This window comes from Agrobacterium genomosp. 2 str. CFBP 5494, from assembly GCF_900013495.1.
GTDB classification, from domain to species: Bacteria; Pseudomonadota; Alphaproteobacteria; order Rhizobiales; family Rhizobiaceae; genus Agrobacterium; species Agrobacterium pusense.
The window spans coordinates 469,889-495,529 of sequence record NZ_LT009719.1; the positions used below are offsets into that span (position 1 = coordinate 469,889).

At 59.3% G+C, this 25,641-nt stretch carries 22 protein-coding genes; 9 read left to right on the plus strand and 13 right to left on the minus strand.

Annotated features, from left to right (window positions below; translation table 11 throughout):
- Positions 1-203: 203 nt before the first annotated feature.
- The 9 genes from queE to AGR2A_RS17055 form a co-directional block, all read right to left on the minus strand.
- On the minus strand, positions 204-959 hold the full coding sequence (gene queE, locus AGR2A_RS17015) for a 7-carboxy-7-deazaguanine synthase QueE (protein WP_072493590.1): 756 nt from the start codon (positions 957-959) through the stop codon (positions 204-206).
- Positions 956-1,312 (minus strand): 6-carboxytetrahydropterin synthase QueD, encoded by a 357-nt coding sequence (gene queD, locus AGR2A_RS17020; protein WP_004438504.1) that lies wholly within the window; start codon positions 1,310-1,312, stop codon positions 956-958. Before queD ends, queE begins: the two co-directional genes overlap by 4 nt.
- Positions 1,312-2,022 carry a 7-cyano-7-deazaguanine synthase QueC gene (gene queC, locus AGR2A_RS17025; RefSeq protein WP_004438501.1) on the minus strand — a complete coding sequence of 237 codons (711 nt, stop codon included), beginning with the start codon at positions 2,020-2,022 and terminating at the stop codon, positions 1,312-1,314. Before queC ends, queD begins: the two co-directional genes overlap by 1 nt.
- Before the next feature lie 151 nt (positions 2,023-2,173).
- Positions 2,174-3,307, minus strand: coding sequence for a Gfo/Idh/MocA family protein (locus tag AGR2A_RS17030; protein ID WP_072493591.1), 1,134 nt, complete (start codon positions 3,305-3,307; stop codon positions 2,174-2,176).
- A gap of 23 nt (positions 3,308-3,330) precedes the next feature.
- Complete coding sequence (locus AGR2A_RS17035) at positions 3,331-4,095, minus strand: sugar phosphate isomerase/epimerase family protein (protein ID WP_072493592.1); 765 nt, start codon at positions 4,093-4,095, stop codon at positions 3,331-3,333.
- Positions 4,096-4,150: 55 nt separating this feature from the next.
- Positions 4,151-5,239, minus strand: coding sequence for an ABC transporter ATP-binding protein (locus tag AGR2A_RS17040; RefSeq protein WP_044459817.1), 1,089 nt, complete (start codon positions 5,237-5,239; stop codon positions 4,151-4,153).
- A gap of 5 nt (positions 5,240-5,244) precedes the next feature.
- The gene (locus AGR2A_RS17045; RefSeq protein WP_004438490.1) at positions 5,245-6,186 is read right to left on the minus strand and encodes a carbohydrate ABC transporter permease; all 942 of its coding nucleotides are present in this window, start codon (positions 6,184-6,186) and stop codon (positions 5,245-5,247) included.
- On the minus strand, positions 6,179-7,081 hold the full coding sequence (locus AGR2A_RS17050) for a carbohydrate ABC transporter permease (RefSeq protein ID WP_004438488.1): 903 nt from the start codon (positions 7,079-7,081) through the stop codon (positions 6,179-6,181). The genes AGR2A_RS17045 and AGR2A_RS17050 overlap by 8 nt, the downstream gene beginning before the upstream one ends.
- A 141-nt stretch (positions 7,082-7,222) precedes the next feature.
- Positions 7,223-8,455 (minus strand): ABC transporter substrate-binding protein, encoded by a 1,233-nt coding sequence (locus AGR2A_RS17055; RefSeq protein WP_034498262.1) that lies wholly within the window; start codon positions 8,453-8,455, stop codon positions 7,223-7,225.
- A gap of 222 nt (positions 8,456-8,677) precedes the next feature.
- On the opposite strand from AGR2A_RS17055, the gene AGR2A_RS17060 reads away from it, so the two are divergent.
- Positions 8,678-9,400, plus strand: coding sequence for a CPBP family intramembrane glutamic endopeptidase (locus AGR2A_RS17060; RefSeq protein ID WP_072493593.1), 723 nt, complete (start codon positions 8,678-8,680; stop codon positions 9,398-9,400).
- Between the two features lie 58 nt (positions 9,401-9,458).
- On the opposite strand, the gene AGR2A_RS17065 is transcribed toward AGR2A_RS17060, so the two are convergent.
- The 3 genes from AGR2A_RS17065 to AGR2A_RS17075 are packed head-to-tail and all read right to left on the minus strand — an operon-like array spanning position 9,459 to position 13,596.
- Positions 9,459-10,889, minus strand: a complete 1,431-nt coding sequence (locus tag AGR2A_RS17065) for a mannose-1-phosphate guanylyltransferase/mannose-6-phosphate isomerase (protein ID WP_004438481.1) — start codon at positions 10,887-10,889, stop codon at positions 9,459-9,461.
- Positions 10,886-11,110, minus strand: a complete 225-nt coding sequence (locus AGR2A_RS17070) for a hypothetical protein (protein ID WP_035208549.1) — start codon at positions 11,108-11,110, stop codon at positions 10,886-10,888. Before AGR2A_RS17070 ends, AGR2A_RS17065 begins: the two co-directional genes overlap by 4 nt.
- Before the next feature lie 56 nt (positions 11,111-11,166).
- On the minus strand, positions 11,167-13,596 hold the full coding sequence (locus tag AGR2A_RS17075) for a glucose/quinate/shikimate family membrane-bound PQQ-dependent dehydrogenase (RefSeq protein WP_080823237.1): 2,430 nt from the start codon (positions 13,594-13,596) through the stop codon (positions 11,167-11,169).
- A 399-nt stretch (positions 13,597-13,995) separates the two neighbouring features.
- Here AGR2A_RS17075 and AGR2A_RS17080 point away from each other — a divergent pair, with 399 nt between their 5' ends.
- From AGR2A_RS17080 to AGR2A_RS17115, 8 genes are all read left to right on the plus strand, one after another.
- The gene (locus AGR2A_RS17080) at positions 13,996-14,895 is read left to right on the plus strand and encodes a LysR family transcriptional regulator (protein WP_080823238.1); all 900 of its coding nucleotides are present in this window, start codon (positions 13,996-13,998) and stop codon (positions 14,893-14,895) included.
- Between the two features lie 160 nt (positions 14,896-15,055).
- Positions 15,056-17,344, plus strand: coding sequence for an NADP-dependent malic enzyme (locus AGR2A_RS17085; RefSeq protein ID WP_080823239.1), 2,289 nt, complete (start codon positions 15,056-15,058; stop codon positions 17,342-17,344).
- Between the two features lie 224 nt (positions 17,345-17,568).
- A complete protein-coding gene (locus AGR2A_RS17090) occupies positions 17,569-18,408 on the plus strand; it encodes a transporter substrate-binding domain-containing protein (RefSeq protein WP_004438468.1) in 840 nt (279 codons plus the stop codon).
- 187 nt (positions 18,409-18,595) lie between these two features.
- Positions 18,596-19,339: an amino acid ABC transporter permease gene (locus AGR2A_RS17095; protein WP_035208545.1), complete on the plus strand. Its 744-nt coding sequence runs from the start codon at positions 18,596-18,598 to the stop codon at positions 19,337-19,339.
- Positions 19,336-20,118, plus strand: a complete 783-nt coding sequence (locus AGR2A_RS17100) for an amino acid ABC transporter permease (protein ID WP_006698607.1) — start codon at positions 19,336-19,338, stop codon at positions 20,116-20,118. The genes AGR2A_RS17095 and AGR2A_RS17100 overlap by 4 nt, the downstream gene beginning before the upstream one ends.
- Positions 20,119-20,130: 12 nt before the next feature.
- Positions 20,131-20,928 carry an amino acid ABC transporter ATP-binding protein gene (locus AGR2A_RS17105; RefSeq protein WP_004438459.1) on the plus strand — a complete coding sequence of 266 codons (798 nt, stop codon included), beginning with the start codon at positions 20,131-20,133 and terminating at the stop codon, positions 20,926-20,928.
- 4 nt (positions 20,929-20,932) lie between these two features.
- Entirely contained in the window at positions 20,933-22,279 is a 1,347-nt protein-coding gene (locus AGR2A_RS17110; protein WP_004438455.1) for an MmgE/PrpD family protein, read from the plus strand.
- A gap of 18 nt (positions 22,280-22,297) precedes the next feature.
- Positions 22,298-23,617, plus strand: coding sequence for an LLM class flavin-dependent oxidoreductase (locus AGR2A_RS17115; protein WP_042936156.1), 1,320 nt, complete (start codon positions 22,298-22,300; stop codon positions 23,615-23,617).
- 80 nt (positions 23,618-23,697) lie between these two features.
- Here the strand turns inward: AGR2A_RS17115 and AGR2A_RS17120 are convergent, their stop codons facing one another.
- Complete coding sequence (locus AGR2A_RS17120) at positions 23,698-25,434, minus strand: methyl-accepting chemotaxis protein (protein WP_080823240.1); 1,737 nt, start codon at positions 25,432-25,434, stop codon at positions 23,698-23,700.
- Between the last annotated feature and the right edge of the window lie 207 nt (positions 25,435-25,641).

The window sequence follows — 25,641 nt, forward strand, 5'->3', positions numbered from 1 at the left end:
TTTCTTCTCCCCGAGGGGAGAAGGTGGCCAGAAGGGTCGATGAGGGGGCAACGTTGCCGGATTTCGGAGAGCTTGACCCCTCATCCCGCTGCCGCGGACGTCTCGCACTGGGGGAGAAGAAACAAGCGGCTTACACTCGCTCAATACATTGTGCGCTTCTTGAGGACGCAAACTAAAGCCTGGAATTTCACTCCCGCGCAACTTCACACCCCGCGCTTGTTCCCCCATAACAACACATGCAGCTGCGGCAGCACGCGGGCGGAAAACCAGCGATCTTCGCTAACCTTATCCACCAGCCACAACATCCGCTCCATTACACCATCGATATCGACACGCGCATCGTCATCATCCGGCGGCGGCGGGGTGTGGTTGCCGGGCTGGAGGTAAACCGGCAAATACGGGAAACGCGCGGATGCCGCTTTGGCATAGGCGTAGTCCGCATCGTCAAAGACCACGATCTTCAGGGCCACCTGCGGCCCCTCGCCGGCAGCGGCAAGACAGTCTTCGAAAGCCTGCCAGTCCGTTCCCATGCCGCTCGATGGCGGCTTGGAGCTCAGAACCAGATGGTCGAGATCGGCAAACCAGTCTTTGGCGATACTGCCCTGCGTTTCCAGCGCGAAACGATAGCCTTCACCGTGCCCTTTTGCGATCAGCGACCCAAGCGGCTGGATGGCCGGATTGCCGCCAGACAGCGAGACCGTCAGCGGTACGCCACCGGAAAGCCGCCGCACCTCCTGCCAGATTGCATCGACCGGCATCGGTTTCCACGTGTCGCGATAATCGCTATCGACCGCGTGCAGCGTATCGCACCAGGAACAGCGATAGTCGCAGCCGCCAGTGCGAACGAAAACCGTCGGCAGACCGATCAGCAGACCTTCGCCCTGAATGGTCGGGCCGAAGATTTCACTGATGCGGATCGTGGTGTCCTTCGCTGCACTCTTTTGTCGGGCCGCCGTCATGGCCGGTATTCTGCCCAGGTCTTGGCGGTTTCGCTGACGCGGATGGCACTGGTTTCAGGCAGACGATCCTTGCACCAGTCATAGAAATGCTTCGCCAGGCATTCCGCCGTGACCCGGTCATGGCCGAGGACATCATTCAGGTGACGGTGATCAAAATGATCGTCGATATAGCGCTTCAACGGTGCGAGCTCGTGATAGTCGCGCACGAAACCGTGCTCGTTCAGCTCTTCGCCTGACAGTTCCACTTCGACGATGTAATTATGCCCGTGCAGCCGATTGCACTGGTGATCCGACGGCAGGCTTTTCAACTGGTGCGAGGCGGAAAAGTGAAATTCCTTGGTGATGCGGAACATCAACGCACCTCCTGCGCCGCAAAAGCATGGGTCGCGGCCACCCAGAAATCCGGGTCCTCATAGTCTGTCGGATCGGTGACGCCGGCGAGATGGAAGGCTTCGCGCCGCTCCACGCAGGTGCCGCAGCGGCCGCAGTGACGCAAGCCGCCCTTGTAACAGGACCATGTTTCACCGAAGGGCGTTCCATATTTCGCGCCATCGGTCACGATGGCCGCCTTGGAAACGGTGACGTAGGGCGCAAAAAGTTTCACATCAGCATAGCCTTCAAGCGCATGCGCCTGCATGGCGTTGAAGCTGTCAATGAAGCCCGGCCGGCAATCCGGGTAGATGAAGTGATCGCCGCCATGAACGGCAATCGCCACTGCTTCCGCCTGTTGCGCGGCAGCCAGGCCGAAAGCGATGGTGAGCATGATGGCATTGCGGTTCGGCACCACGGTGGAGCGCATGGTCTCTTCGGCGTAGTGGCCATCAGGCACCTCCACATCGTCGGTCAGTGCGGAACCGGTGAGATGCGCGCCGATGGTTCTGATGTCGATGACATGATGCGGCACGCCGAGCCGTCTGGCGCAATCGGCGGCAAAATCCAGTTCCTTCCTGTGGCGCTGGCCATAATCGAAGGAGACGAGAGCTAAAAGTTCATGTTCCGCGGCGATTTTATGCGCAAGCGAAACGGAGTCCAATCCGCCGGAGCAGATGACGATGGTTTTCATAAGTTGGGATCCCTTGTTTTGACCGGGTGGGCTGCGACCGGATTACAGGGGCGGCTTTAAAGCAAAGCGGGGAATTTGTGAAGGCCCTAGCTGAAATCACGAAAAGCGGCAAAGTTACCTGCACCGCTTTTCAAGCAATGATCTTCCGTCCTCAGCGCAGCAACGCCTGCGCCTCCTCAATGCCGAGCGCGGCCGGCTGCGTGCAGGTCGTCGTCATCTCGATGAAACGGCCCTCTTCGCCGGACTTCAGGATCGACGTCATCACGTCGATACCGTGCAGGGAACGATCCAGCGAGCAGCGGGCGTCGCGCCCCTCCAGAATGGCAATCGCCATATCGGCAAGACCGGCCGTGCGGTAATTTGCACGCGGACCGTTCGGGCTTTCCTGATTGGCGATGCCGAAGGGGTGCGCCCAGTCTTCCAGCGGCTGGATATTCTTGTCGCGACCGCTGGCTTCGACAACACCGCCGAAGAAATTCGGATCCGGCACGTAGATCGAGCCTTCCGTGCCATAGAGTTCCATATTGGCATGACGATGCGACCAGACATCCCAGCTCGCCGAAAGCGTGATCGTCGCACCATTCACGAATTCCAGTAGGGCATGGATATTTGTCGGGGTCTCGACAGGGATGACCTCACCGTTCAGCGGCTGGCTGGTCACCGTACGGGTCGGATTTGCCATCGAGGTGAGCGCGCCGACACGTTTCACCGGGCCAATGAGGTTGATAAGATTGGCGATGTAATACGGACCGAGATCGAGGATCGGCCCGCCGCCCTTGAGGAAAAAGAAGCCCGGATTGGGGTGCCACATTTCCATGCCGGGGCTCATCACATGGCATGTGCCCGACGTAATGCGGCCGACCTTGCCGTCATCGATATATTGCCGGGCAAGCTGATGCGCACCGCCGAGGAAAGTATCCGGGGCGCAGCCGACGGAGAGATTTTTCTCGCGAGCGATGCGCCGTAGCTCCTCGCCTTCCTCCAGCGAAAGCACCAGCGGCTTTTCCGAATAGACGTGCTTGCCCGCCTCAAGGGCTGCTTTTGACACCGGAAAGTGCGCGTCGGGGATTGTAAGGTTCACCACCACGTCGATTTCCGGGTTGGCGAGCAATTCCTCGATGGACTGCGCGACAACACCGAATTCTTCCGCTCTCAGTTCCGCTGCATTGCGGTTGAGGTCGGCGCAGGCCAGCACCTTTATGCCCTTGAAGAGCGGTGCCAGCGAAAAATAAGCAGACGAGATATTGCCGCATCCGATGATGCCGACGCCAAGATCTCTGGCCATGATGAAACTCCGAAATCTGAGACTTAATAGGTTTTGAACGACGCGATAGAACGGGTAATCAGTCGATCGATGTCCTTCGGGTTGTCGTGTTCGACCACGAAATGTTTCGTGGCGGACTTTGTCTTCAGCGCCGCGACGAGGCCTTTCCAGTCCACCGTGCCGTGGCCGACATCGGCCCAACCATCTTCATCCTTATTCTCCCCTGCGGGCGCGATGTCCTTCACGTGCACGGCGGTGATGCGCTTGCCGTAGCTTTCGATCCAGGCGAGCGGATCGGCATTGCCCCTGATAATCCAGGCGATATCCGCCTCCCATTTCAGGTCGGGGCCACCGGCAAATATCTGCTCCTGCGGCGTTGAACCATCGCCAAGCGTCTTGAACTCGAAGTCGTGGTTATGCCAACCGAAGACCAGCCCGGCATCCACAAAAGGCTTTCCGGCTTCCTGCAGGCGCTTGCCAAAGGCGAACCAGCCGGCGGCATCGTTAGGGCGCTGGTCGGGCATCAGGTAAGGGCAATAGATCGCTTCCACACCCAGAGCGCTGGCAATATTCAGCGCCTTTTTGGGATCGCCTTCAAGAAGATCGAGACCGAAATGACCGGTGGGCATTTTCAGGCCGTTGGCGTCCAGTTCGGCACGCAGACCTTTCAGGCCGGCTTCATCCAGCGAAGCATACATGGCGCCGTAACCCTCCACGTGTTTGTAACCTGCCGCTGAGAGCTTCTTCAGAATATCGGAAAAAGGTTGAAAATTACGGGCGCTGTAAAGCTGAAAACCGAGTTCTGTCATTGTCTCCTCCATAGAGATGTGGTTCTTGGGAATGTGTGGGAGTGGTCAGCGCCCTTTAGAGCCGTTCCTCGCTTTGCGCGTCGAACAGCGAGGCCATGGTCATGTCGAGGCCAAGGCGCACCTTGGTGCCGGGTGAAAACCGTCTGTGGCCGCCAACGCGCACGGACATGGTATGCCCGGCATGTTTAAGCCAGATCAGATTGTCGGCGCCCATCGGCTCTTCGATATCGACGATCGCCTCGTGCACCTCCCCGCCGACGATATCGGCATCAACGCGCACATGTTCGGGGCGAACGCCCAGAACCACTGCGCGACCGGCGACAAGCGGCGTTTCCGCATGATAACCGTCAAGTGCGAAAGTCACGCCATTGGTGGTGAAGACCACCTTGCCGTCTTTTTCGATCAGCTCGCCGCGCAGGAAATTCATCGAGGGCGAGCCGATGAAGCCTGCGACGAACAGGTTCCGTGGCTTGTTGTAAATGGTGACAGGGTCAGCCAGCTGCTGGATGACGCCGCTTTTCATGATGGCGATGCGATCAGCCAGCGTCAGCGCCTCGATCTGGTCGTGCGTCACATAGATCATGGTGTTCTTCAGCGACTGGTGCAGCCGCTTGATTTCGACGCGAAGCTCCGAGCGTAGCTTGGCATCGAGGTTGGAGAGCGGTTCATCGAACAGAAAGACATCCACATCCCGCACCAGTGCCCGGCCGATCGCCACGCGCTGGCGTTGACCGCCGGAAAGTTCGGCCGGCTTGCGTTTCAGCAGCGGCTCGATCTGCAAGATGCCGGCTGCCCTTTTGACGCGGCGGTCAATTTCCTCTTTCGGCACTTTGGCGACCTGAAGGCCAAAGGAAAGGTTCTTTTCCACCGTCATTTGCGGATAGAGCGCATAGGACTGAAACACCATGCCGATGCCACGATCCTTCGGTTCTTCCCAGGTAACGTTACGGTCCTTGATGAATATCTGTCCGTCGGTCGGCTCCAGAAGGCCGGCGATGCAGTTGAGAAGGGTCGACTTGCCGCAACCGGAAGAGCCGAGCAGCACGAGGAATTCGCCGTCGTAAATATCGAGATTGAGGTCTTTCAGCACGGTAACGGCGCCGAAGGACAGCGAAAGATCGCGGATGGAAACGCTTTTGTTCATATAGCTCAACCTTTTACTGCGCCTGCAGCAATGCCGCGGACGAAAAGCCTGCCGGAGAGGAAATAGACGATCAGCGGCACGGCCCCGGTCAAAAGGGTTGCGGCCATGTTGACGTTGTATTCCTTCACGCCCTGCACGGAGTTGACGATGTTATTGAGCTGCACCGTCATCGGGTAATATTCCGGCCGCGTGAACACCACGCCGAACAGGAAGTCGTTCCAGATGCCGGTCACCTGCAGGATCATCGCCACCACAAAGATCGGCAATGACATGGGCAGCATGATGCGGAAATAAATCTGCCAGAAATTGGCACCATCGATCCGCGCCGCCTTGAAGAGTTCCTCCGGCAGCGAGGCGAAATAGTTGCGGAAAAGCAGCGTCAGGATCGGCATGCCGAAGATGGTGTGAACGATGACGAGGCCGCTCAGTGTGCCGTAAATGCCCAGTTCGCGAAGCACGATAACGATCGGATAAATCATCACCTGATAGGGAATGAAGGCGCCGATGATGAGGATGGAGAAGAACAACTCCGATCCCTTGAACTTCCAGTTCGCCATGGCATAGCCACTGACGGAGGCGACGATGATGGAAATGACGACCGACGGCACGAGGATGCGTACGGAGTTCCAGAAGCCCCGCGAAAGCCCGTCGCAATTCAGCCCTGTACAGGCATTTGCCCAAGCCTTGACCCAAGGCTCGAAGGTAATCTCCACCGGCGGTGCGAAAATGTTGCCGAGCCGGATTTCCGGCATGCCCTTCAGCGAGGTAACAACCATCACGTATAGCGGCAGCAGGTAATAGGCAGCAGCCACGAACAATGTGCCGTAGAGAATGATGTTGCGGCGGGAAAAGGTTTTCCTTGGCTTCTTGCCGCGCGGGCCGGAGAGCTCATTGGAAACCGCATCGTTGGCGGCAACAACCGTGTTCAATGTGCTGAGATTAGCCACGTTTCTTGCCTCCGAATTCAAGGTAGGCCCATGGAATGATGATGATCGCAACCGTCAGGAGCATCATAGTAGAGGCGGCAAAGCCCTGCCCCAGATTCTGCGCCTGGAACATGTAGTCATAGACATATTTTGCCGGGACCTCGGACGCGATTCCCGGGCCGCCGCTTGTCTGCGCCACCACGAGGTCGTAGACCTTGACGATGCCGCTGGCGATGATGACGAGCGTGGTGATGAAGACGGGACGCATCATCGGTATGATGATGAGGGTGTAGGTTTTCCACATCGGAATGCCGTCAACGCGCGTCGCCTTCCAGATGTCTTCATCAATGCCACGAAGACCGGCCAGCATCAGGCACATGACGAGCCCCGTGCCCTGCCAGAGCGCCGCGATCAGAATGCCATAGATAACGATCTCGGAATTGTAGAGCGGGTCGAACGTGAAGCTTTCCCAGCCAAGCGAACGGACAACGGACTGGATGCCAAATTCCGGGTTCAGCAGCCACTGCCAGACGAGGCCGGTAACGATGAAGGACAGCGCGAAAGGATATAGGAAGATGGTGCGGAACGCGTTTTCAAAACGTATTTTCTGATCCATCAACGCCGCCAGCACGAAGCCGATGACAAGGCTGAAAATTAGCGACAGGATGCCGTAAATCGCCAGATTCTGGATTGAGACGATCCAGCGCGGCGCGGCCCACAGCCGCTCATATTGATCGAAACCGATGAAGTTCGCCCGCGGCAGAAGCTTGGAATTGGTGAAGGAATAAACCACCGTCCAGACCGTGCCGCCAAGAAAGATCACCACGGCGGTCAGTATCATCGGAATGGAGGCAATCTTCGAATTGAGATTGCGGAAAAGCTGGTTGGGCCGCCGTGAGCGCGCTTGACCTGCCATGTTACCTTCTCCTGTAACGTTACAGTCAACGGCCGAGCACGGGGCTCGCCGCGAGAAACTCCGGCCATTGCCTGTTATCCTGGCATAGCCCGGACGTTGGTAGGGGAGCGGCGAACCGCTCCCGATCCGAAGAGATTACGATCAGTCAGCCGAACCGATAATGTCCGCGAAACGCTTCTGGCCGTCTTCCGCCGACATCGAGCCCGCGAAGAATTCCGCCATCAGATCTTCCTTCTGTTTCTGCGTATCGGCGGAAATCAGCTGGTCGGTGCTGGTCAGCGCATTGCCCTTGGCCAGAATTGCCAGGCCCTTTTTCATGCAGTCATTGGCTGCATTCAGGTCGACGTCGCCGCGGATCGGCAGCGAGCCTTTCTTCAGGTTGAAGGCAACCTGCGTTTTCGGATCAACGATGGTCGCGGCAAGAACATCCTGCGCCTTGGTTTTCGCCTCGTCCTTCAAAACGGGGAAATAAAAGGCGTCGCCACCCGTGGTCAGGTATTCACTCAGGCCAAGGCCAGGAAGGCAGGAATAATCAGTGCCGGCTTTCTGGTTGGCGAGCTGGAATTCACCCTGGGCCCAGTCGCCCATGATCTGGCCGCCGGCCTTGCCGGTGATGACCATGTTGGTGGCCTGGTTCCAGTCCTGAACATTGGTGCCCTTGGCCATGTCGCGCGCCTCGACGGCAGCCGCGAAAATCTTTGCCATTTCAGGACCAGCCGCCGCTTCGGCATCCTTGTCGCCATAGACCTTCTGATAAAGGTCCTTTCCGCCGATCGAAAGCGTCAGCGTGTCGAACAGGCCGTTCGCCTGCCATGCCTGGCCGCCAAGCGCGAGCGGCTGGATACCGGCCTTTTTCAGCGCCGGCGCTGCCGCGACAAATTCCGTCCAGTTCTTCGGAACTTCGACGCCCGCTTTCTTGAAAGCCGCATTGGAAAGCCACAGCCATTGCCACGAATGGATATTGACCGGCGCGCAATAGATCTTGCCGTCGATGGTGCAGCTGTCGAGCAGGCTCGCCGGCTTGATGACCTCTTTCCACTTACCCTTTTCGGCAACGTCGGACAGGTCCCGCATCAGGCCGGCCTGCACCAGTTCTTCCGCCTGCCGGCCGTGGTTGAACTGGGTAGCGCCCATCGGATCGCCGCCGGTGATGCGGCTGATCATGATCGGCCGGGCCGTGCCGCCCGAACCGGCAATCGCGCCGTCCACCCATTTATTGCCGGTCGCGTCGAAAGCCTTGGCCAGTTCGGCCACCGCCGCGGCTTCGCCGCCCGATGTCCACCAATGGGTCACCTCGAGATCAGTGGCCCCGGCAAAGCCCGCCGGAATCATCACGCTGGCCAGAAAAGCCGCAGAAATAACACGCATTCGCATGAGTCTCCTCCCTCACTGAAACGTTGCAGGTGGAACGTATGCGAAGATTTTTGATTAGGCAACCGCCTAAAATACGAATCTCGTTACTGCATTAAGCGGCGTCTCGAAGGATGGCAAAATTCGCCTGACAGGCGGACCGTAGAGGGGCTTGCGCACCGTAATCCACACGCAATGCCACTGGTTTAAAAACCCTGCGCAGCAAGCAAACAGGTGCAAGAGACAATGAAACGCTGGCATATTCTCGTGATCATGGGATTGATCGGTGTCGCATCGCTCTTACTCGCCGCGTTTGAGCAGCTCATACCGGGGCAGCAGGTTTCAATGGCGATGCGCCTGTTGATACTCCTCCAACCAGCAGTCCTGACCGTCGCCTCGGTCGCCACCGGCCAAGCCCTCGCCGCAAAAATCGAGCTCCATGCGCCTTTGATCGATAGCTGGCTGACGGGCGGCGATCCGCGTGCGGTACTGCGAAAACAAGTGCCTCCTGCACTTGCTGCGGGTGTTGCCGTTGCCATTGTGATGATCGTTTATTCGTCGGCGATCCTGCCCTTGGTCACAGATGCAGCAACCATGGCAAATATGACCAGATTTGACATTCCCCTGGCCACCCGGCTTCTCTATGGCGGCGTCACCGAAGAGCTATTGACCCGATGGGGCATGATGTCGTTTTTCGCGTGGATTCTCTGGCGCTCTACAGGAGGCGGGCAGGTCCGAGCGTTCATAATGTGGGCCGCCATCGTGATCGCTGCCGCTCTGTTCGCCACTGGTCATCTGCCGTTTCTGTTTACCATTGCCGCGCAGCCCCGGCCGGCACTCGTCCTTGCAGTGCTGACCGGGAATTTTATTCCCGGACTCATCTTCGGATGGCTATTTTGGCGCCGGGGACTGGAGGCGGCAATTCTCTCTCATGGCTTTGCACATTGTATAAATGCACTGGCGGCTTGAACCAAAAGGCGAAGCGGGCAGACGTCCGCTTCGCTTATTCTCTTGGCGTAGGTAACGCCTATTGCCTCTTGTAATCATCCTCGATGCGGATGACATCGTCCTCACCGATATAGGCTCCGGTCTGGATTTCGACCAGTTCGAGCGGGATCTGCCCCTCATTGGCAAGACGGTGCGGCTGGCCGATCGGGATATAGACCGACTGGTTTTCCGTCAGCAGCCGGGTCTCGTCACCAATCGTCACGGTGGCCGTTCCCTTGACGACGATCCAGTGTTCCGAGCGGTGATAGTGTTTCTGGAACGAGATGCGGTGGCCGGGATCGACGGTGATATGACCAACCCGATAACGCTCGTCCACATACATGTGTTCGATGTAACCCCAGGGCCGGTAAACGCGCTTGTGGGTCTGCGTCTGTGGCGCATGTTCGCCGTCCTTCAGCGTCTCCACCAGACCCTTCACGTCCTGCACCCGGTTCTTCGGCACCACCAGAACCGCATCCTTGGTGGCCACCACCACCATGTCCTTCGCGCCCACCACCGTCGTCAGCAATTGCGTCGAATGGATGAGGCAGCCTTCGGAATCGATGAAGACGCCGTTGCCTTCCAGCGCATTGTCATTGCTGTGTTTGTCGGCGATCTCCCAGATCGCGTCCCAGCTGCCGATATCCGACCAGCGAAAATGGCCGTGCACGACAGCCATGCGCCTGGTCTTCTCTATCACGGCATAGTCGATGGAATTCTTGGGCGAGGCTTCGAAGCTTTCCTGATGCAGACGCACGAAGCCGAGGTCGCTTTCATATTGCTCGACGGACTGCGTTACCGCGGCCAGAATTTCCGGCGCAAAGGCCTCCAGTTCGGCAATCATCACGTCGGAGCGGAACAGGAAGTTTCCGGAATTCCAGAGATAGCCTTTTTCGAGATAGGAGATCGCCGTCTTCATGTCAGGCTTCTCCACGAAGGCCTCGACCTTGCTCAGATCCTTTTCACCATCAATCGCCTCGCCCGGCTTGATGTAACCATAGGAGGTGCGCGGCTCCGTCGGCACCAGGCCGAAGACGACGATATTGCCCTGATCGGCTGCTTTGGCGCCGAGTTTCACGGCATCGGAAAACTTGTCGGCATCGAGCACCACATGGTCGGCAGCAAGCGCCAGAACCAGGCATCCGGGCTCACGGCGCTCGGCCAGCACGGCGGCGGCGGCCATGGCGGCTGCGCTGTCACGGCGGGCGGGCTCAAGCACCACGGTGGCCGGCAGATCGATCTCTTCCGCCTGACGGCGGGCAAAAAAACGGAAATCCTCGTTGGTGATGACGAGTGGCTCGGAATAAAGCGTTTCGTCACCCACCCGCTGCAGGGTCTGCTGATAGGTCGAAAGATTGCCGACCAGCGGCTGAAACTGCTTGGGCAACTGATCGCGCGAGACCGGCCATAGCCTGGAGCCAGCACCACCGGCCAGAAGAACCGGCGTGATCTTTCGAGATTGTTCCTTCACAATAAAACCTTTCCAACGTCAAAAAATTTCCCGGCGCGCCGGACAATATACATATTTCCCAATACCGCCATCATCGGTTCATGGGCGGACAAGCGCAAGCTCATAAATCCCCCTTGTGAAAGCTTGGTGAACAGCTGGGTGTCTGCCCCGGCACGCTTTCCTAACGCCACGCGACAGGTGAGGTTCCGCTCGATTTCTTCGCGCGGATCGATGCAGAGCAAATAAAAACCCCGGGATTGCTCCCGGGGCCGGCTTCAAGTGAGGCGTGACGCAAGCGTCAGCGCGGCAATGCATAGGCGATGACATAGTCGCCACGGTCAGGAGACTGGCGTGCGCCGCCAGCTGAGATGACGATATATTGCTTGCCGGTCTTCGGAGACTTGTAGCTCATCGGGCCGCCCTGGCTGCCGACCGGAAGGCGGGCCTTCCAGACTTCCTTGCCGGTCCCCGTATCGAAAGCGCGCAGATAATAATCCTGCGTGCCGGCGATGAAGACGAGACCGCCCTGAGTGGCCAACGTGCCGCCGAGCGTGGGCATGCCGATCGGGATCGGAAGGCCCATCTTGATGCCGAGCGGACCGGTATCCTCGACAGTGCCCACGGGCACCTGCCACTTGATCTTCTGGGTCTTCATGTCGATAGCGGTCATCGTGCCATAGGGCGGGGCCTGGCAGGGTATACCGAGAGCCGACAGGAAACGGTTCTTGTTCACCGCATAGGGCGTGCCCTTCATGGGAACGACGCCCATGCCGGTGTTGACGCTTTCGCCGCCACTCGCGACAGCCTTGGTCGGTGCCGCTTCCTGCATCTGGATCCAGAGACCGAGGCGCATGTCGTTGACGAAGATCGTGTTCGTGGTTGGGTCCGTCGAAAGACCGCCCCAGTTCATGCCGCCGAGCGAGCCCGGGAACGACAGGGAGAGGTCCGTGCCCGGCGCCGTATAAAGGCCCTCATAACGCATGCCCTTGAAGGCAAGGCGGCAAAGAAGCTGGTCAAACGGGGTCGCGCCCCACATGTCCGCTTCCGTCAGGGTCTGGGCACCGATCTGCGGCATGCCGACCGAGCGTGGCTGTGTCGGCGCGTAGCGCTCGTTCGGAATATTGGCGGGCTTGACCGGAACTTCTTCAACCTTGGTCAGCGGCTGGCCTGTCGCCCGGTCGAGAACATAGATCTGCGCCGCCTTGGTGCCGAAAACCAGTGCCGGAACAGTGGTTCCATCCGCTTTCGGGAAATCGACGAAGCTCGGCTGCATCGGCACGTCGAAGTCCCAGAGGTCGTTATGAACCGTCTGGTAGACCCATTTTTCGCGACCGGTGGTGGCATCGAGCGCCAGCATCGAAGCACCATATTTATGGTCGAGCGGTGTGCGAGTCGCGCCGTACAAGTCCACCGAAGGGCTGCCGACCGGCATGAAGACGGTGTTCAGCTCCGGATCATAGGACATGGACGCCCAGACGTTGGGTGTGGAACGCGTGTAGGTCTGTCCCTCGGGCGGAAGTCCGGTAATATCAGGGTTACCAGGGTCGAAGGCCCAGCGAAGCGCGCCCGTCACCACATCGAAACCGCGCATCACACCGCCGGGCATATCGACCTGAACGTTGTCGGCGATACGGCCGCCGACAACGACAGTCGTGCCGGCAAGCGTAGGTGCGGAGGTCAACACATATTGCGGGTCCGGTGCATCGCCGAGACCGATCTTCAGGTCGACGCGGCCGTTGGTGCCGAAATCAGGGCAAAACGCGCCGGTGTCGGCATCGAGCGCTATCAGTTCCGCATTGATGGTGTTCATCAGAATGCGGCGCTGGCAAAGCGCGCCCTCGGCCACCACCGCCGGGGTAACCGGCGTGGAACCCGGTGCGGTCGGCTGCTTCAGCGGCGCCTTGGCGTCGAAATAGGCAAGACCGCGGCAACGCATCCAGACGGAAGATTTCGCGTTGATTTCCGTCTTCCACTTTTCTGCGCCGGTATCTGCATCAAGAGCGATGACATTGTTATGCGGCGTGCACAGGAACACGGTGTCGCCAACCTGCAGCGGCGTTTCCTGATCTTCCGCACCATTCGCGCCGGGGCTGATCGGGGTATCGCCGGTGTGGTAGGTCCAGGCGACTTCGAGGTTCTTGACGTTGTCGCGCGTGATTTCATCGAGAGCAACAAAGCGGCTGCCGCCAGATGTATTGCCGTAATGTTCCCAGTTCTTCTGCTCCGTTTCCGGTGTGACAGGCGTCAGGGCTGCCGGTTCACCATTGAAGGCGACGGTGGGGTGCGGCACGAACATGCCGGCAAAACCCGCGCCGGTGGCGATGGCGAGAATGGCGGCAATGGCGAAAGAGGCGCCGTATGCCGGAGCCTTGCCGGCCGCGCGACGCAGGAGAGGATAGGAGAGCGCAACGACAATGGCACCGACGCCCATCGCCAGAAGGCGTGAAATGAGCGGCCAGAAGTGCAAGCCGGCTTCCCACACCGCCCAGATGCCGGTGAGGACGAAGACAAGGCCAAAGAGAACCGGACCGGCAGGCTTGCGCAGCAGGATGAGCAGGCCCGAGACGATGAGCGCGATGCCCGCCGTGACGAAATAGAGGCTGCCGCCGAGGGCCACAAGCTGGCCGCCGCCAATGGCGAAGAACAGGCCTGCGGCAACGATGACAGCGCCGAGCACCAACAGCCACAATCTGGCTGGGAGCGATAAAGAAGTTGCTGGATTACCCATGAAAGAATGTCCGGTTAGAAGAGCTGCCGCAAAAGGCTGAAGCCCGGTGATTGTTCAGCGTCCGGCGATGCCGGGACAGCCTGCGGCCGCAATGGCCAAGCGAAAATGCGCCGAAGGCGGCGCGGCTGAACGGGGAACAATGGTGGGGAAGACTTCCGTCGTGACTGTCATGCGTGACCCATTCACTGCAGGTAACCGCCGGCCCCATGGACGGCGGGCAAGATGCTTGAACAAATCCTCCCCGGTTTCTCCCATCAAAGTCTGCAAAGCGGCAAAGACGATCGAAACACTGGCTGCGGTATAACGTCGCCTGCGACAAGATGACAATGCGCAAGCTGGGCAATTTCGATAAGCTATGCTTATATCACATCACACCCGACAAAACAAAGAAATCTCCGGATGGATATTCGTCAACTCACGATATTCGTGGAAGCGGCAAGGGCGAGGAACTTTCGTGCCGCCGCCCTGCAGCTCGGCATTGCCCAGCCCGCCGTCACCCAGCGCATTCGACAGCTGGAGGAAAATCTGGGCTTCAAGCTCTTTCACCGCATCAATCGCGGTGTGGAACTTACCCCGGCCGGTCAGTCCATGCTCATCGAGGCGGAAGAAATACTTGCACGCACCAAAAGTGCGCTGGAAAGGGCGCAGCAGATCCGCCGCGGCCAGCTTGGCACGCTGCGCATCGGTTACGGCACCAGTGTCATGGCCGAGCGTAAACTACCCGCGCTCATTACCCGCTATGGTGACGAGCACCCAGACGTGACGCTTGAACTGTTGCCGGGCATGACAATGGAACAGCTGATCGAGCAGGTGACGACCCGCGAGACCGACGTTGCCTTCATCCGCGCGCCTCTTCCCACGCTGCCGCAGACCTTGCGAACCATGCCGTTCGACCGCTCGAGGCTTTGCGTCGCTTTGCCGGAACGTCACGTACTCGCCAATCGCCCGCAGGTCTCCGTCAGCGATATCCTGCACGAAAAACTGCTGCTGCCGGTTGACGAGATTGGCCTCGGCCTCAGCAGCAGCGCGCTTTCGCTTTTCGAAGATGCCGGCTGCACGCCGCAAGTCGGCATGCGCATCGCCAACGTCAATACGATTCTCGCGCTCGTGGAGGCCGGTGCAGGCATTTCCATCCTGCCGGAAAGCACGGTGCTTTCCGCAAGGGGCACTGCCGCCGTGTCACTCGATAGCGCGGAGGCATGGTCCGACTGCGTACTGTTCGTCAGGCGCGGCGCGCTTGCCCTGCATGTCGAAGCCTTCGTGAATATGGCCCGCCGAGCCTACAGACTGAGCCTTTGACAAGCAGGACGCGGAATTAATCGATTGAATCGGCCGCAAATTTCATCCCGCTTAAATTTGCTGCACTGAACAACATTCAAGGCTTGGCAGGCGCGCGAAAAATACAATAACAACGGCGGATATTTTTACATTGTTATAGACACGAAAGCACACACAGCCCATGTCCGACACGACCAAGCCCGCCAGCACAAGAACATCGGTTACGGATCAGGAAACCCTGGATTTCCACGCGGAAGGCAGGCCGGGCAAGCTGGAAATCACCCCGACGAAGCCGATGGCAACACAGCGGGATCTGTCACTCGCCTATTCGCCCGGCGTGGCCGTGCCGGTGAAAGCCATCGCCGAAAATCCGGCGACCGCTTACGATTATACGACACGCGGCAACATGGTGGCAGTCATCTCCAACGGCACCGCGATCCTAGGGCTGGGCAATCTCGGCGCGCTGGCCTCGAAGCCGGTCATGGAAGGCAAGTCGGTCCTCTTCAAGCGTTTCGCCGATGTCGATTCCATCGATCTCGAGGTCGATACCGAAGACGCCGATGAGTTCATCAATTGCGTGCGTTACCTCGGCCCCTCCTTCGGCGGCATCAATCTGGAAGACATCAAGGCGCCGGAGTGTTTCATCATCGAAAGCCGCCTGCGCGAATTGATGGATATTCCCGTATTCCATGACGACCAGCACGGCACCGCCATTATTGCCGCCGCCGGCCTGATCAACGCCATCGAACTGACCGGACGTGACTTCAAGACCACCAAGCTCGTCTGCAACGGTGCGGGTGCGGCCGCAATCGCATGCATGGACCTCATCAAGGCCATGGGTTTCAACCCGGAAAACATCACGCTCTGTGATACCAAGGGCGTCATCTATCAGGGCCGCACCGAGGGCATGAACCAATGGAAATCCGCGCATGCGGTGAAAACCGACAATCGCACGCTGGCGGAAGCCATGAAGGGTGCTGACGTGGTGTTCGGCCTCTCACAGAAGGGCGCGTTCAGCGAAGAAATGATCCGCTCCATGGCGCCGAAGCCGATTATCTTTGCAATGGCCAATCCCGACCCGGAAATCACCCCGGAAGAAGTGTCCCGCATCCGCGATGACGCCATCATGGCGACGGGACGTTCCGACTATCCGAACCAGGTCAACAACGTCCTCGGCTTCCCCTATATCTTCCGCGGCGCGCTCGATGTGCGTGCCCGCCAGATCAACGATGCCATGAAGATCGCCGCCGCGCAGGCGCTGGCGGATCTGGCCCGCGAAGACGTGCCTGACGATGTGGCCGCCGCCTATCAGGGCAACCGCCCGCGTTTCGGACCGCAATATATCATCCCGGTCCCGTTCGATCCGCGCCTGATCTCCGCCATTCCTGTCGCCGTGGCAAAAGCCGCTATCGAAACCGGCGTCGCCCAGCGCGAAATTCCCGATCTCGACGCTTATGCCCGCGAGCTTTCGGCCCGTCGTGATCCGATGGCCTCGACCACGCAACGCCTTTACGAGCGTGTGCGTCGTTCGCCCAAGCGCGTGGTCTTTGCCGAAGCGGAAGAAGAACAGGTCATGCGCGCGGCGATTTCGTTTACCGCTCAAGGGCTTGGTACCGCCATCCTGCTCGGCCGTGACGATATCATCAAGGCCAATGCGGAGCGTGCCGGTATCGATCTCGACCGCGCCAATATCGAAATTACCAATGCCCGCCTCTCCAGCCGGATCGATGCCTATATCGATTACCTCTATGCGCGGCTGCAGCGCGGCGGCTTCCTGCTGCGCGACGTGCAGCGCCTGATCCACAACGACCGCAACCACTTCGCCGCCTGCATGGTGGCGATGGGCGATGCGGACGCGGTGGTGACGGGCGTGACGCGCAATTATTCGACGGCGCTGGAAGATATCCGCCGTTGCATCAACACCAAGCCCGGCCATCGCGTCATTGGCGTATCCCTCGTTGTCTCGCGCAACCGCACCGTCTTCGTGGCCGACACGGCCGTGCACGACATGCCGAATGCCGAGGACCTTGCCGATATCGCCGAGGAGGCAGCCGGCCTCGCCCGCCGTTTCGGTTACGAGCCGCGCGTTGCCATGCTCGCTTATTCCACCTTCGGCCAGCCGGTCGGCGAACGCTCCGACAAGGTGCGCGAGGCGGTGAAAATTCTCGACAAGCGCAACGTCAATTTCGAGGTCGATGGCGAAATGTCGGCGGATGTGGCGCTGAACCATCACCGCATGCAGAGCCAGTATCCCTTCGCGCGCCTTTCCGGCCCCGCCAATGTGCTGGTCATGCCCGCCATCCATTCTGCCTCCATCTCCACCAAGATGCTGCAGGAATTGGGCGGTGCGACCGTCATCGGCCCTCTTCTCGTTGGCCTCGACAAGTCGGTGCAGATAACCTCGATGGGGGCCAAGGACAGCGATATCGTCAACATGGCAGCAATCGCGGCCTATAATGCCGGACGATAATTGAAAGGCAGTGCGGCTTGCTTCTCGCCTCTTGGTTGAAACAAGCCGCACACCACTAAAACCTAAAGAACAAGATTCTACGATTTTAAATTATTAGGATATTTTTTCTGCCTGACAACATTATTGGAACTCGTTTCTATTCATAGTATTTTTTGCGCAATGCCAATTCTCGCTCTCTGCAAGTCCGTCATGTAGGTTCCAGCCACAAGCAAAAGGAAATACCCATGGCCTTCTCCCTCCCCAAGTTTGCCGCGAAACTCATCGCCGGAACCGTTGTCATCGCCTCGCTGGCAACCACCGCTCATGCGGATGCAACGCTTGACCGCATCAAGGGTCGCGGCAAGCTCACCGTCGGCGTCATTCTTTCCGGCGCTCCTTTCGGCTTTATTGACCCAAAAACGCAGGAGCAGAAGGGCCTCAACATCGACGTCGCCAAGGCGCTCGCCGCAGGTCTCGGCGTTGAACTGGTGACTGAGACGGTGACCCCGCCAAACCGTGTGCAGTTCCTGCAGCAGGGGAAGGTCGATATTCTTATCGCCAACATGCAGTACACCGAAGAACGTGCGAAAACGCTCGACTACGTGCCCACCCCCTATGACCGTCAGGGCGGCGCCGCCATCGGTCGAAAAGACTCTGGCATCAAGGACTGGTCCGACCTGAAAGGCAAGATCGCCTGCGTGTCTCAAGGTTCCAACTACACTCAGCCGCTGATCGAGCAATATGGCGCGCAGGTAAAGGCTCTGCCCAGCCAGCCGGAATCGCTGCTGGCGCTGAAGGGTGGCAATTGCGATGTGTCCGTTCACGTCAACGGCACGCTGAGCCTGATGCTTCAGGACCGCGCTGATGAGTGGAAGGATTACGGCATCCTCATCCCCACAGATCTCATACCGTCGGATTCCGTGATCTGGCTGCGAAAGGGTGAAAGCGACACGCAGGCGGCTCTCGACAAGATCGTCAAGGAATTGCACGCTTCCGGCAAGATGCTGGAATTCGCTAAGGCAAACCGTCTGCCGAGCATCGGCTATATGGAAGAACAGCAGAAGAAGCTGTCCGCCGCGCAGTAAAGGTCAGGCGCAGGGCTTTCCTGTCATCCCCCGTCACGCCGCAACGTGGTGAGGACGATGGCATAGAGATGGTTCCCATGATCATCAGGAACGGCCGGTTCACCTGCCGTTCTTTTCTGCTTTATAATGGCAGGCCATTCTGGCGCCGCCCGCGTGGCGGCACCCGCAATAACAGCATGGATTTCCAATGCAGGATTCATTTACAGCGCGCTTCATAGAACTGGCCGCGCATCTTGGCCTTAACTATGATTTTCTGAACAGCGGCTATGAGGTTCAAATCTGGCTCGACGGCATGAAGATGACGCTGATCCTCGTTGCCGTCACCTTGCCGCTCAGCCTCGTCTTCGGCTTCATTTTCGCGGCAATGCTCACTTCCGGGAAGACCTGGCTCGCCGGTCCCGTGCGCGCCTATGTGGAACTGACGCGCAACACGCCGACGCTGGTACAGCTGATGTGCGGTTTCCTCGTGCTCAACATGCTGATTTCCAATGCGCTGGGTGGCGCGCAGAACAATCCGCTGACGCCGTTTTTCTGGGTCGTTGCGGTCACGGGACTGCACATTGCCGCCTTCCATGCCGAAGCGCTGCGCGGCGGCATCGAGGCGGTGCCCGGCACCACAATCGAGGCAGCGCGTGCAATCGGTTTCAGTTCCTTCGAGATTCTGCGTTATGTGGAGTTTCCGCTGGCGATCCGCACAGCGCTGCCCTCCATCATCAACAATCTCGTCAATCTGGTGAAGCTCACCACGGTCGGCTCTGCAATCGCCGTGGGTGAGATCACCTATGCCTCCATCCTGATCTGGACGCAGCGCGACAATGTGGTCGAGCTGATGATCGTTATCCTCGTTTTCTTCAGCGTCATCAATTTCATCGTCGCAAGGGCCGGTCTCTGGCTTGAACGGCGTCTTGCGGTTCCGGGGTTCGGTCAATGAGTGCGGTGGTTTCTCCAACACGGGCGGTGAAGAAGCCGCCTTTCGGCACCATTCTGCTGCTGGGCGTCCTGGTTGCCGTCATCCTGTGGCTGGTCCTCGATCCGTCGCTCGGCCAAGTGCTGCTGGAATGGCTGCCCTATCTCGCCAAGGGCTTCGCCATGAATGTGCTGATAAGCATTCTGGCGATCGCCATCGGCACGTTTATCGGCGTTCTTCTCGGCATCATGGAGCTTGCGCCCTACCGTCTGGTTCGCGCACCGGCACTGACCTATGTGCAGATTTTCCGCAATGCCCCGCATCTGGTGCTGATCTTTGCCGCGACTTACATCTTCCCCTTCGAGATCGTGGCCTTTGGCAACTACATTCCTTTTCCAGATTGGATCAAGGCGGTTGTGGGCCTTGCCATTCCCGCCAGCGCCCATATCGCCGAAATCACCCGCGGCGCCATCCAGTCCATTCCGACAGCGCAATGGGAAGCCGCTCAGGGGCTGGGCTTTTCGCGCAACCAGACCCTGCGCTGGATCATCCTGCCGCAATGTATAAAACGCTCCCTGCCGCCGTGGATGAACCTCTACGCATCGATCACCATGGGCACGGCGCTCGCCTCGCTGGTCGGCGTGCATGAGCTTCTTCACGCCGCGACCGACGCCAGCACCGCCGTGCAGCGCAACGATTTCACCGTGGTGGTCTATCTCACCGTTCTGATGGCGTTCTTCCTGTTCTGCTATCCCGTCTCCCGTTTCACGCAGCGCCTCGAGCGGCGCTTCGCTTCCCGCTGATTGGAACAAGCCATGTCCGCATCCATCGCCCAAAACGCCCAGCCGCTTGTTGAACTCGAAGCAATCCATCTTGCTTTTGGTGACAACCAGGTCCTGAAAGGCATTGATCTCACCGTCAACAAGGGGGACGCCGTCTCCATCATCGGCCCTTCCGGCTCCGGCAAATCCACCATCCTGCGCTGCATCAACGGCCTGCTCATTCCGCAATCGGGCAAGATCACCGTCGGCGGCACCCGTGTCGACCAGCTGAAGACCGAGGCCGAGCGCATCGCGCTGCGCAAGCGGATCGGCATCGTGTTCCAGCAGTTCAACCTCTTCCCGCATCTGACGGTGATGGAAAACATCACCATCGCGCCGATCAAAATACTTGGTACGCCAAAAACGGAAGCGGAGCGCCATGCCCGCGAATTGCTGGAAAAGGTCCGCCTGTCCCAGAAGGTCGACGCCTATCCCGGCCAGCTTTCCGGCGGCCAGCAGCAGCGCGTGGCGATCGCCCGCGCGCTCGCCATGCGGCCGGAGCTGGTGCTGTTCGATGAAGTCACCTCGGCACTCGATCCCGAAACGGTTGGGGAAGTGCTCGCCGTCATCCGCGACCTCGTCAACGACGGCATGACGAGCATTCTCGTTACCCACGAAATGCGCTTTGCCGAAGAAATCAGCGACAAAATTGTCTTCACCGAAAACGGCCTGATCGTCGATCAGGGCACGCCGGAGCACATATTCTACAAGTCGACCAATCCGCGCATCAACGCCTTCGTCAAGGGTCTCGGCGGACAGGGCGCGCGCGTGAATGACGGCGAAGGGATCTGATGGCATGGTCGCGGAGGAAAAACTCACACTTCGTCTTGCCGGAGCCATTGCCGCTTCCGATCCGCTACACGATGAAGAGGCGGTCACCATTGCCCGCACGGCACTGATCGATTTCTTTGCCTGCGTGCTGGGCGGCGCTGCCGACAGGAGCACGAAAATCCTGATCGACACCTTCACGTCAGGCACGCAAGGCGCAGCCGGCATCGTCGGCCACGATCTGCGTACGGATGCCTTCACCGCCGCCCTTATCAACGGCCATGCCGGTCACGTGCTTGATTACGACGATGTCCATGGCAGTGTGCGCGGCCACCCCACCGTCGCCATTGTTCCAGCCCTGCTGGCTGTTGCGGTCGAGGAAGGCTCGACGGCCGATGCATTCATCGCCGCCTATATCGTCGGGCTGGAAACCATGGCCCGCATTGGCCTGTCGCTCGGCACCAGACATTACGAAAATGGTTTCCACGCCACCGCCACACTTGGCCCCATGGGTGCCGCGGCGGCGATCGCTCATCTGCTGAAATTCGATCCGCAGACAACGGCCGTGGCGCTCGGCCTCGCCGCCACGCAATCGGCCGGGCTTCGCCTGCAATTCGGTTATGACGCCAAGCCGCTCCATGCGGGGCTTGCCACGCGTGCCGGCCTCACCGCAGCACGGCTGGCACGATCCGGCTTTCAGGGCGCGCCGGATTTTCTGGAAAATTCCATCGGCTTTTATTCGGCCTTCGCCTTCGGCGCCGAGCAGCCGAAGCGTGTTCTCTCCGGCTGGGGCGCACCCTGGCAGATCGTCTCGCCGGGCCTAACCCTCAAGGCCTTCCCGTGTTGTACCGCGGCACACCCCGTCGCCGTGGGCGCGCTGGCGCTGCGCAGCACCCATGAGCTGCAGCCGGAAGAAATCGAGGCGGTCACCATCACCTTCCCGCCCGGCGGCGATGCCGCGCTTGTCGGCCCTGCCACGCCCGCAACCGGCATAGACGCGCGCTTCAGCCCCGAATATGTCTTCGCTGCGGCGCTGACGGATGGGTCACTGGGGATCAGCCATTTCGACGAACGCCCGGCACGCGCCGACCTGCTCGGCCTTTCCGCGAAAGTCTCGCGCCGGCATGACGAGACCGCTCGCCGCCTGTCGCCAGACCCAACCACCCGTTTCGTCGTGATAGATGTCACGAAGAAGGATGGTACGGTGCTATCGCGCCGCGTCGACGGGCTTCCCGGCATTGATGACCCGGCCGAAAAATTTGCCGACGCGACCGGCGGCAGTGAAAAATTCGCCGGTATCCCGGCCTTGGTGCGGTCCATGAAAACCGCAGCCGACCTCAGGAAGCTCGAAATGCTTCTGGTATCGCCAATATAACTTGACTGACATGAAGGCATGATTCCCATGACCACCACGACCCGCAAAAGACAGATGCATCTCGGCCTTTTCCTGCAGGGTGCCGGACACCACGTTTCCGGCTGGCGTCACCCCGATGCGGAGGCCGGCAGCGAAAACCTCGATCTGCTCACCCGCGTAACGAAAATGGCCGAAGCGGCAAAATTTGACATGGTTTTCCTGGCTGACGGCCTGACCAGCGGCGTCGACGCCCATCCTTCGATGATCGCACGTTTCGAGCCGTTGACCCTGCTTGCCGCGCTGGCAATGGTGACCGAGAAGATCGGGCTGGCCGCAACCGCTTCCACCACCTATGGTGAGCCCTATCACACCGCTCGCGCCTTCGCCTCCATAGACCATTTAAGCCATGGTCGAGCGGCCTGGAACATTGTCACCACCTCTTACGCACGGACGGCAGCGAATTTCTCCAAGGACCACCCCGAGCATGACGAGCGTTATGCGGTGGCGGAAGAATATGTGAACGTCGTTCGCGGCCTTTGGGACAGCTGGGATGACGACGCCTTCATCAAGGATAAGCAGGCGGGCCGCTACGTCGATCCCGAGAAAGTCCATGTTCTCAACCACGAAGGCAAATATTTCACCGTCAAGGGACCGCTCAACATTCCGCGCTCGCCGCAGGGCCATCCGGTTCTCATCCAGGCCGGTTCCTCCGGACCGGGTCAGGATCTCGCCGCACGCACCGCCGATATCGTCTTCACCGCCCAACAGGCGATTTCCGAAGCGCAGGCTTTCTACACGAGCCTCAAGGCGCGCGTCGAAAAATTCGGCCGCGATCCCGCCAGCGTTGCCGTGATGCCCGGCTTCATGCCGATCATCGGCAGGAGTTTCGAGGAGGCGAGTGAAAAGCTGAAGGAACTGAACCGCTGGACGGACATCAAGAGCGCGATGCCGCTGCTCGAAGAGCGCATCGGCCACAGCCTGGCCGACTATGATCTCGACGGGCCGTTGCCCGAACTTCCCATCTCCGACCAGTTGCGCAGCCGCGCCGAGTTGCTGACCGAGCTGGCACGGCGCGAAAAGCTCACGATCCGAGAACTGGCGTTGCGCGTCGCGGCCGGCCGTGGCCACCATATCGTCATGGGAACGGCGAGCGATGTTGCCGACAGGATGCAGCAATGGTTCGAGAACGGCGCAGCCGATGGCTTCAACGTCATGCCGCCCTTCTTCCCCGGCGGGCTGGAGGAGTTTAATCGCGAGGTGGTACCTCTCTTGCAGGAACGCGGCCTATTCCGCCGGGAATATGAGGGCTCCACATTGCGCGACCATCTCGGCGTCACGCGCCCGGCCTTGCGGGGATAACCGTGCGCAGATGCCCTATCAAGGGCATGCGCATCAATTGATGATCAGCAGTAAGCGGGGCCGGCGAAAGCCGGCTCCCTTCATGCTGCTGCGCGCCCGACCTCCTGATCGTGCCGAGCGGCTGTCGAAAAATCAGACCGTATAGAGGCACCATCCTCACGCTGAACCGTGCGGCGGTTCAGTTTGAACAGGCTGACAAGCTGGGCCAATGCATCCGCACCCTGCGCGAGCGTGGTGCTGATTACGGTGGTGCGTGCGCTCATGGCGGCGTTTTCCTGCGTCATCCGGTCCAGCCGGTTGACCGCCTTGTTGATCTCACTGATGCCGACAGCCTGCTCGTCCGCTGCCTTGGCGATCATGTCAACGTTGCCGTCAATATGCCTGACCAGCGCGTCGATCTGCTTCAGCGCTTCGCCCGTTTCACCCACGAGCCTTACCCCTTCAAGGACCTCGCTGCCGGAATTGTTGATCAGCGCCTTGATTTCCTTGGCGGCACCGGCGGAACGCTGCGCAAGCTCGCGCACCTCCTGCGCCACCACGGCAAAGCCCTTGCCGGCTTCACCCGCGCGGGCGGCTTCCACGCCCGCATTCAGCGCCAGCAGGTTGGTCTGGAAGGCGATCTCATCGATAACACCAATGATCTGACTGATTTCCCGCGATGCTGTCTCGATGCGCTGCATGGCATTGACCGTGCGCTCAACGACCTCGGTCGAGGCCGCGGTGGATGTGCGTGCACTGTGAACCAGCTTGCGCGTTTCTTTCATGTTTTCCGTGGATGAACGAACCGTCGCCGTGATTTCCTCCAGTGCCGCAGAGGTTTCTTCCAGCGCTACGGCCTGTTCGCGCGAACGTTCGGCCAGATTGACGGAAGCCTCGCTGACTTCCTGGCTGCTGCGGGTCAGATCGCCCGTCTGGCCGAGAACATTTTCCAGCGTCTTCTGGAATTCCGCGATAGACTTGTTGAAATCGCGCCGCAGGCTCTCAAATTCACCCACGAAGGGTTTGTCCAGCGTGACGCGGATGTTGCATTGGGAGAGCCGCTCAAGCGCCGCGCCAAGCTCCTCCACCGCATGCATGCGGTCCGTCACGTCGAAGGCAAACTTCGCCACCTTCAAGACACGGCCCTGCTCATCCAGTATCGGATTATAGGACGCCTGGATGAAAACGCGTTTGCCGTCCTTGCCGAGCCGCATGAACTGCCCGGCAGAGAAACGGCCGCTTCTCAGCTCCTGCCAGAAATCACGATATTCCTGGGACTGGGCATAAGCTGGCTCACAGAACATCGAATGATGCTTGCCTACAATTTCCTGCGCCGTGTAACCAAGCGCCGCGAGGAAATTCTCGTTGGCGCTGAGGATCTTCCCATCTGGTGTAAATTCGATCATGGCCTGCGCGCGGGAGAGAGCGGCCAGCTTGCCGTCATCTTCCATGCTCTTGCGCTTGATCACGGTGATATCGGTTGCAACCTTGACGATCTTGTAAGGTTTGCCGAAACGAAAGACGGGATTATAGGAAGCTTCGATCCAGATTTCGTCGCCGTTTTTTGCCCGGCGCCGATATTGACCCTGATCATATTCGCCGCGCGAGAGTTTCGCCCAGAACGCCTTGTATTCCGCATTGGCAGTCTCTTCGGGAGCGACAAACATGCTGTGGTGCCGTCCGATGATTTCGGACTGCTGATAACCCACCGCTTTGCAGAAATTATCGTTCGCCTTCAGAATTTTCCCAGTCAGATCGAATTCGATGATGGCCTGCGAACGGTTCAGGGCGTCAAGTACCGCAGATGCATCCAGACCGAGTTTGGAAAAGTGAGACATGCCTTTAAAACCCCCAAATTAACCGCTGCGCAGACCCACTGCCCCTCCGAATGAGAAGGGATGAACATGGATGGGCCTGACTGCACGCGAAACTAGCCAGACACTGTTAAATAGCGATTAATAATGGCTCATAACTATCTAAGCCACGACCTAGCCGATGGGCAAAACGCACTGATGTGCATGGCGGCCTCCCCCACCGCAGAACCG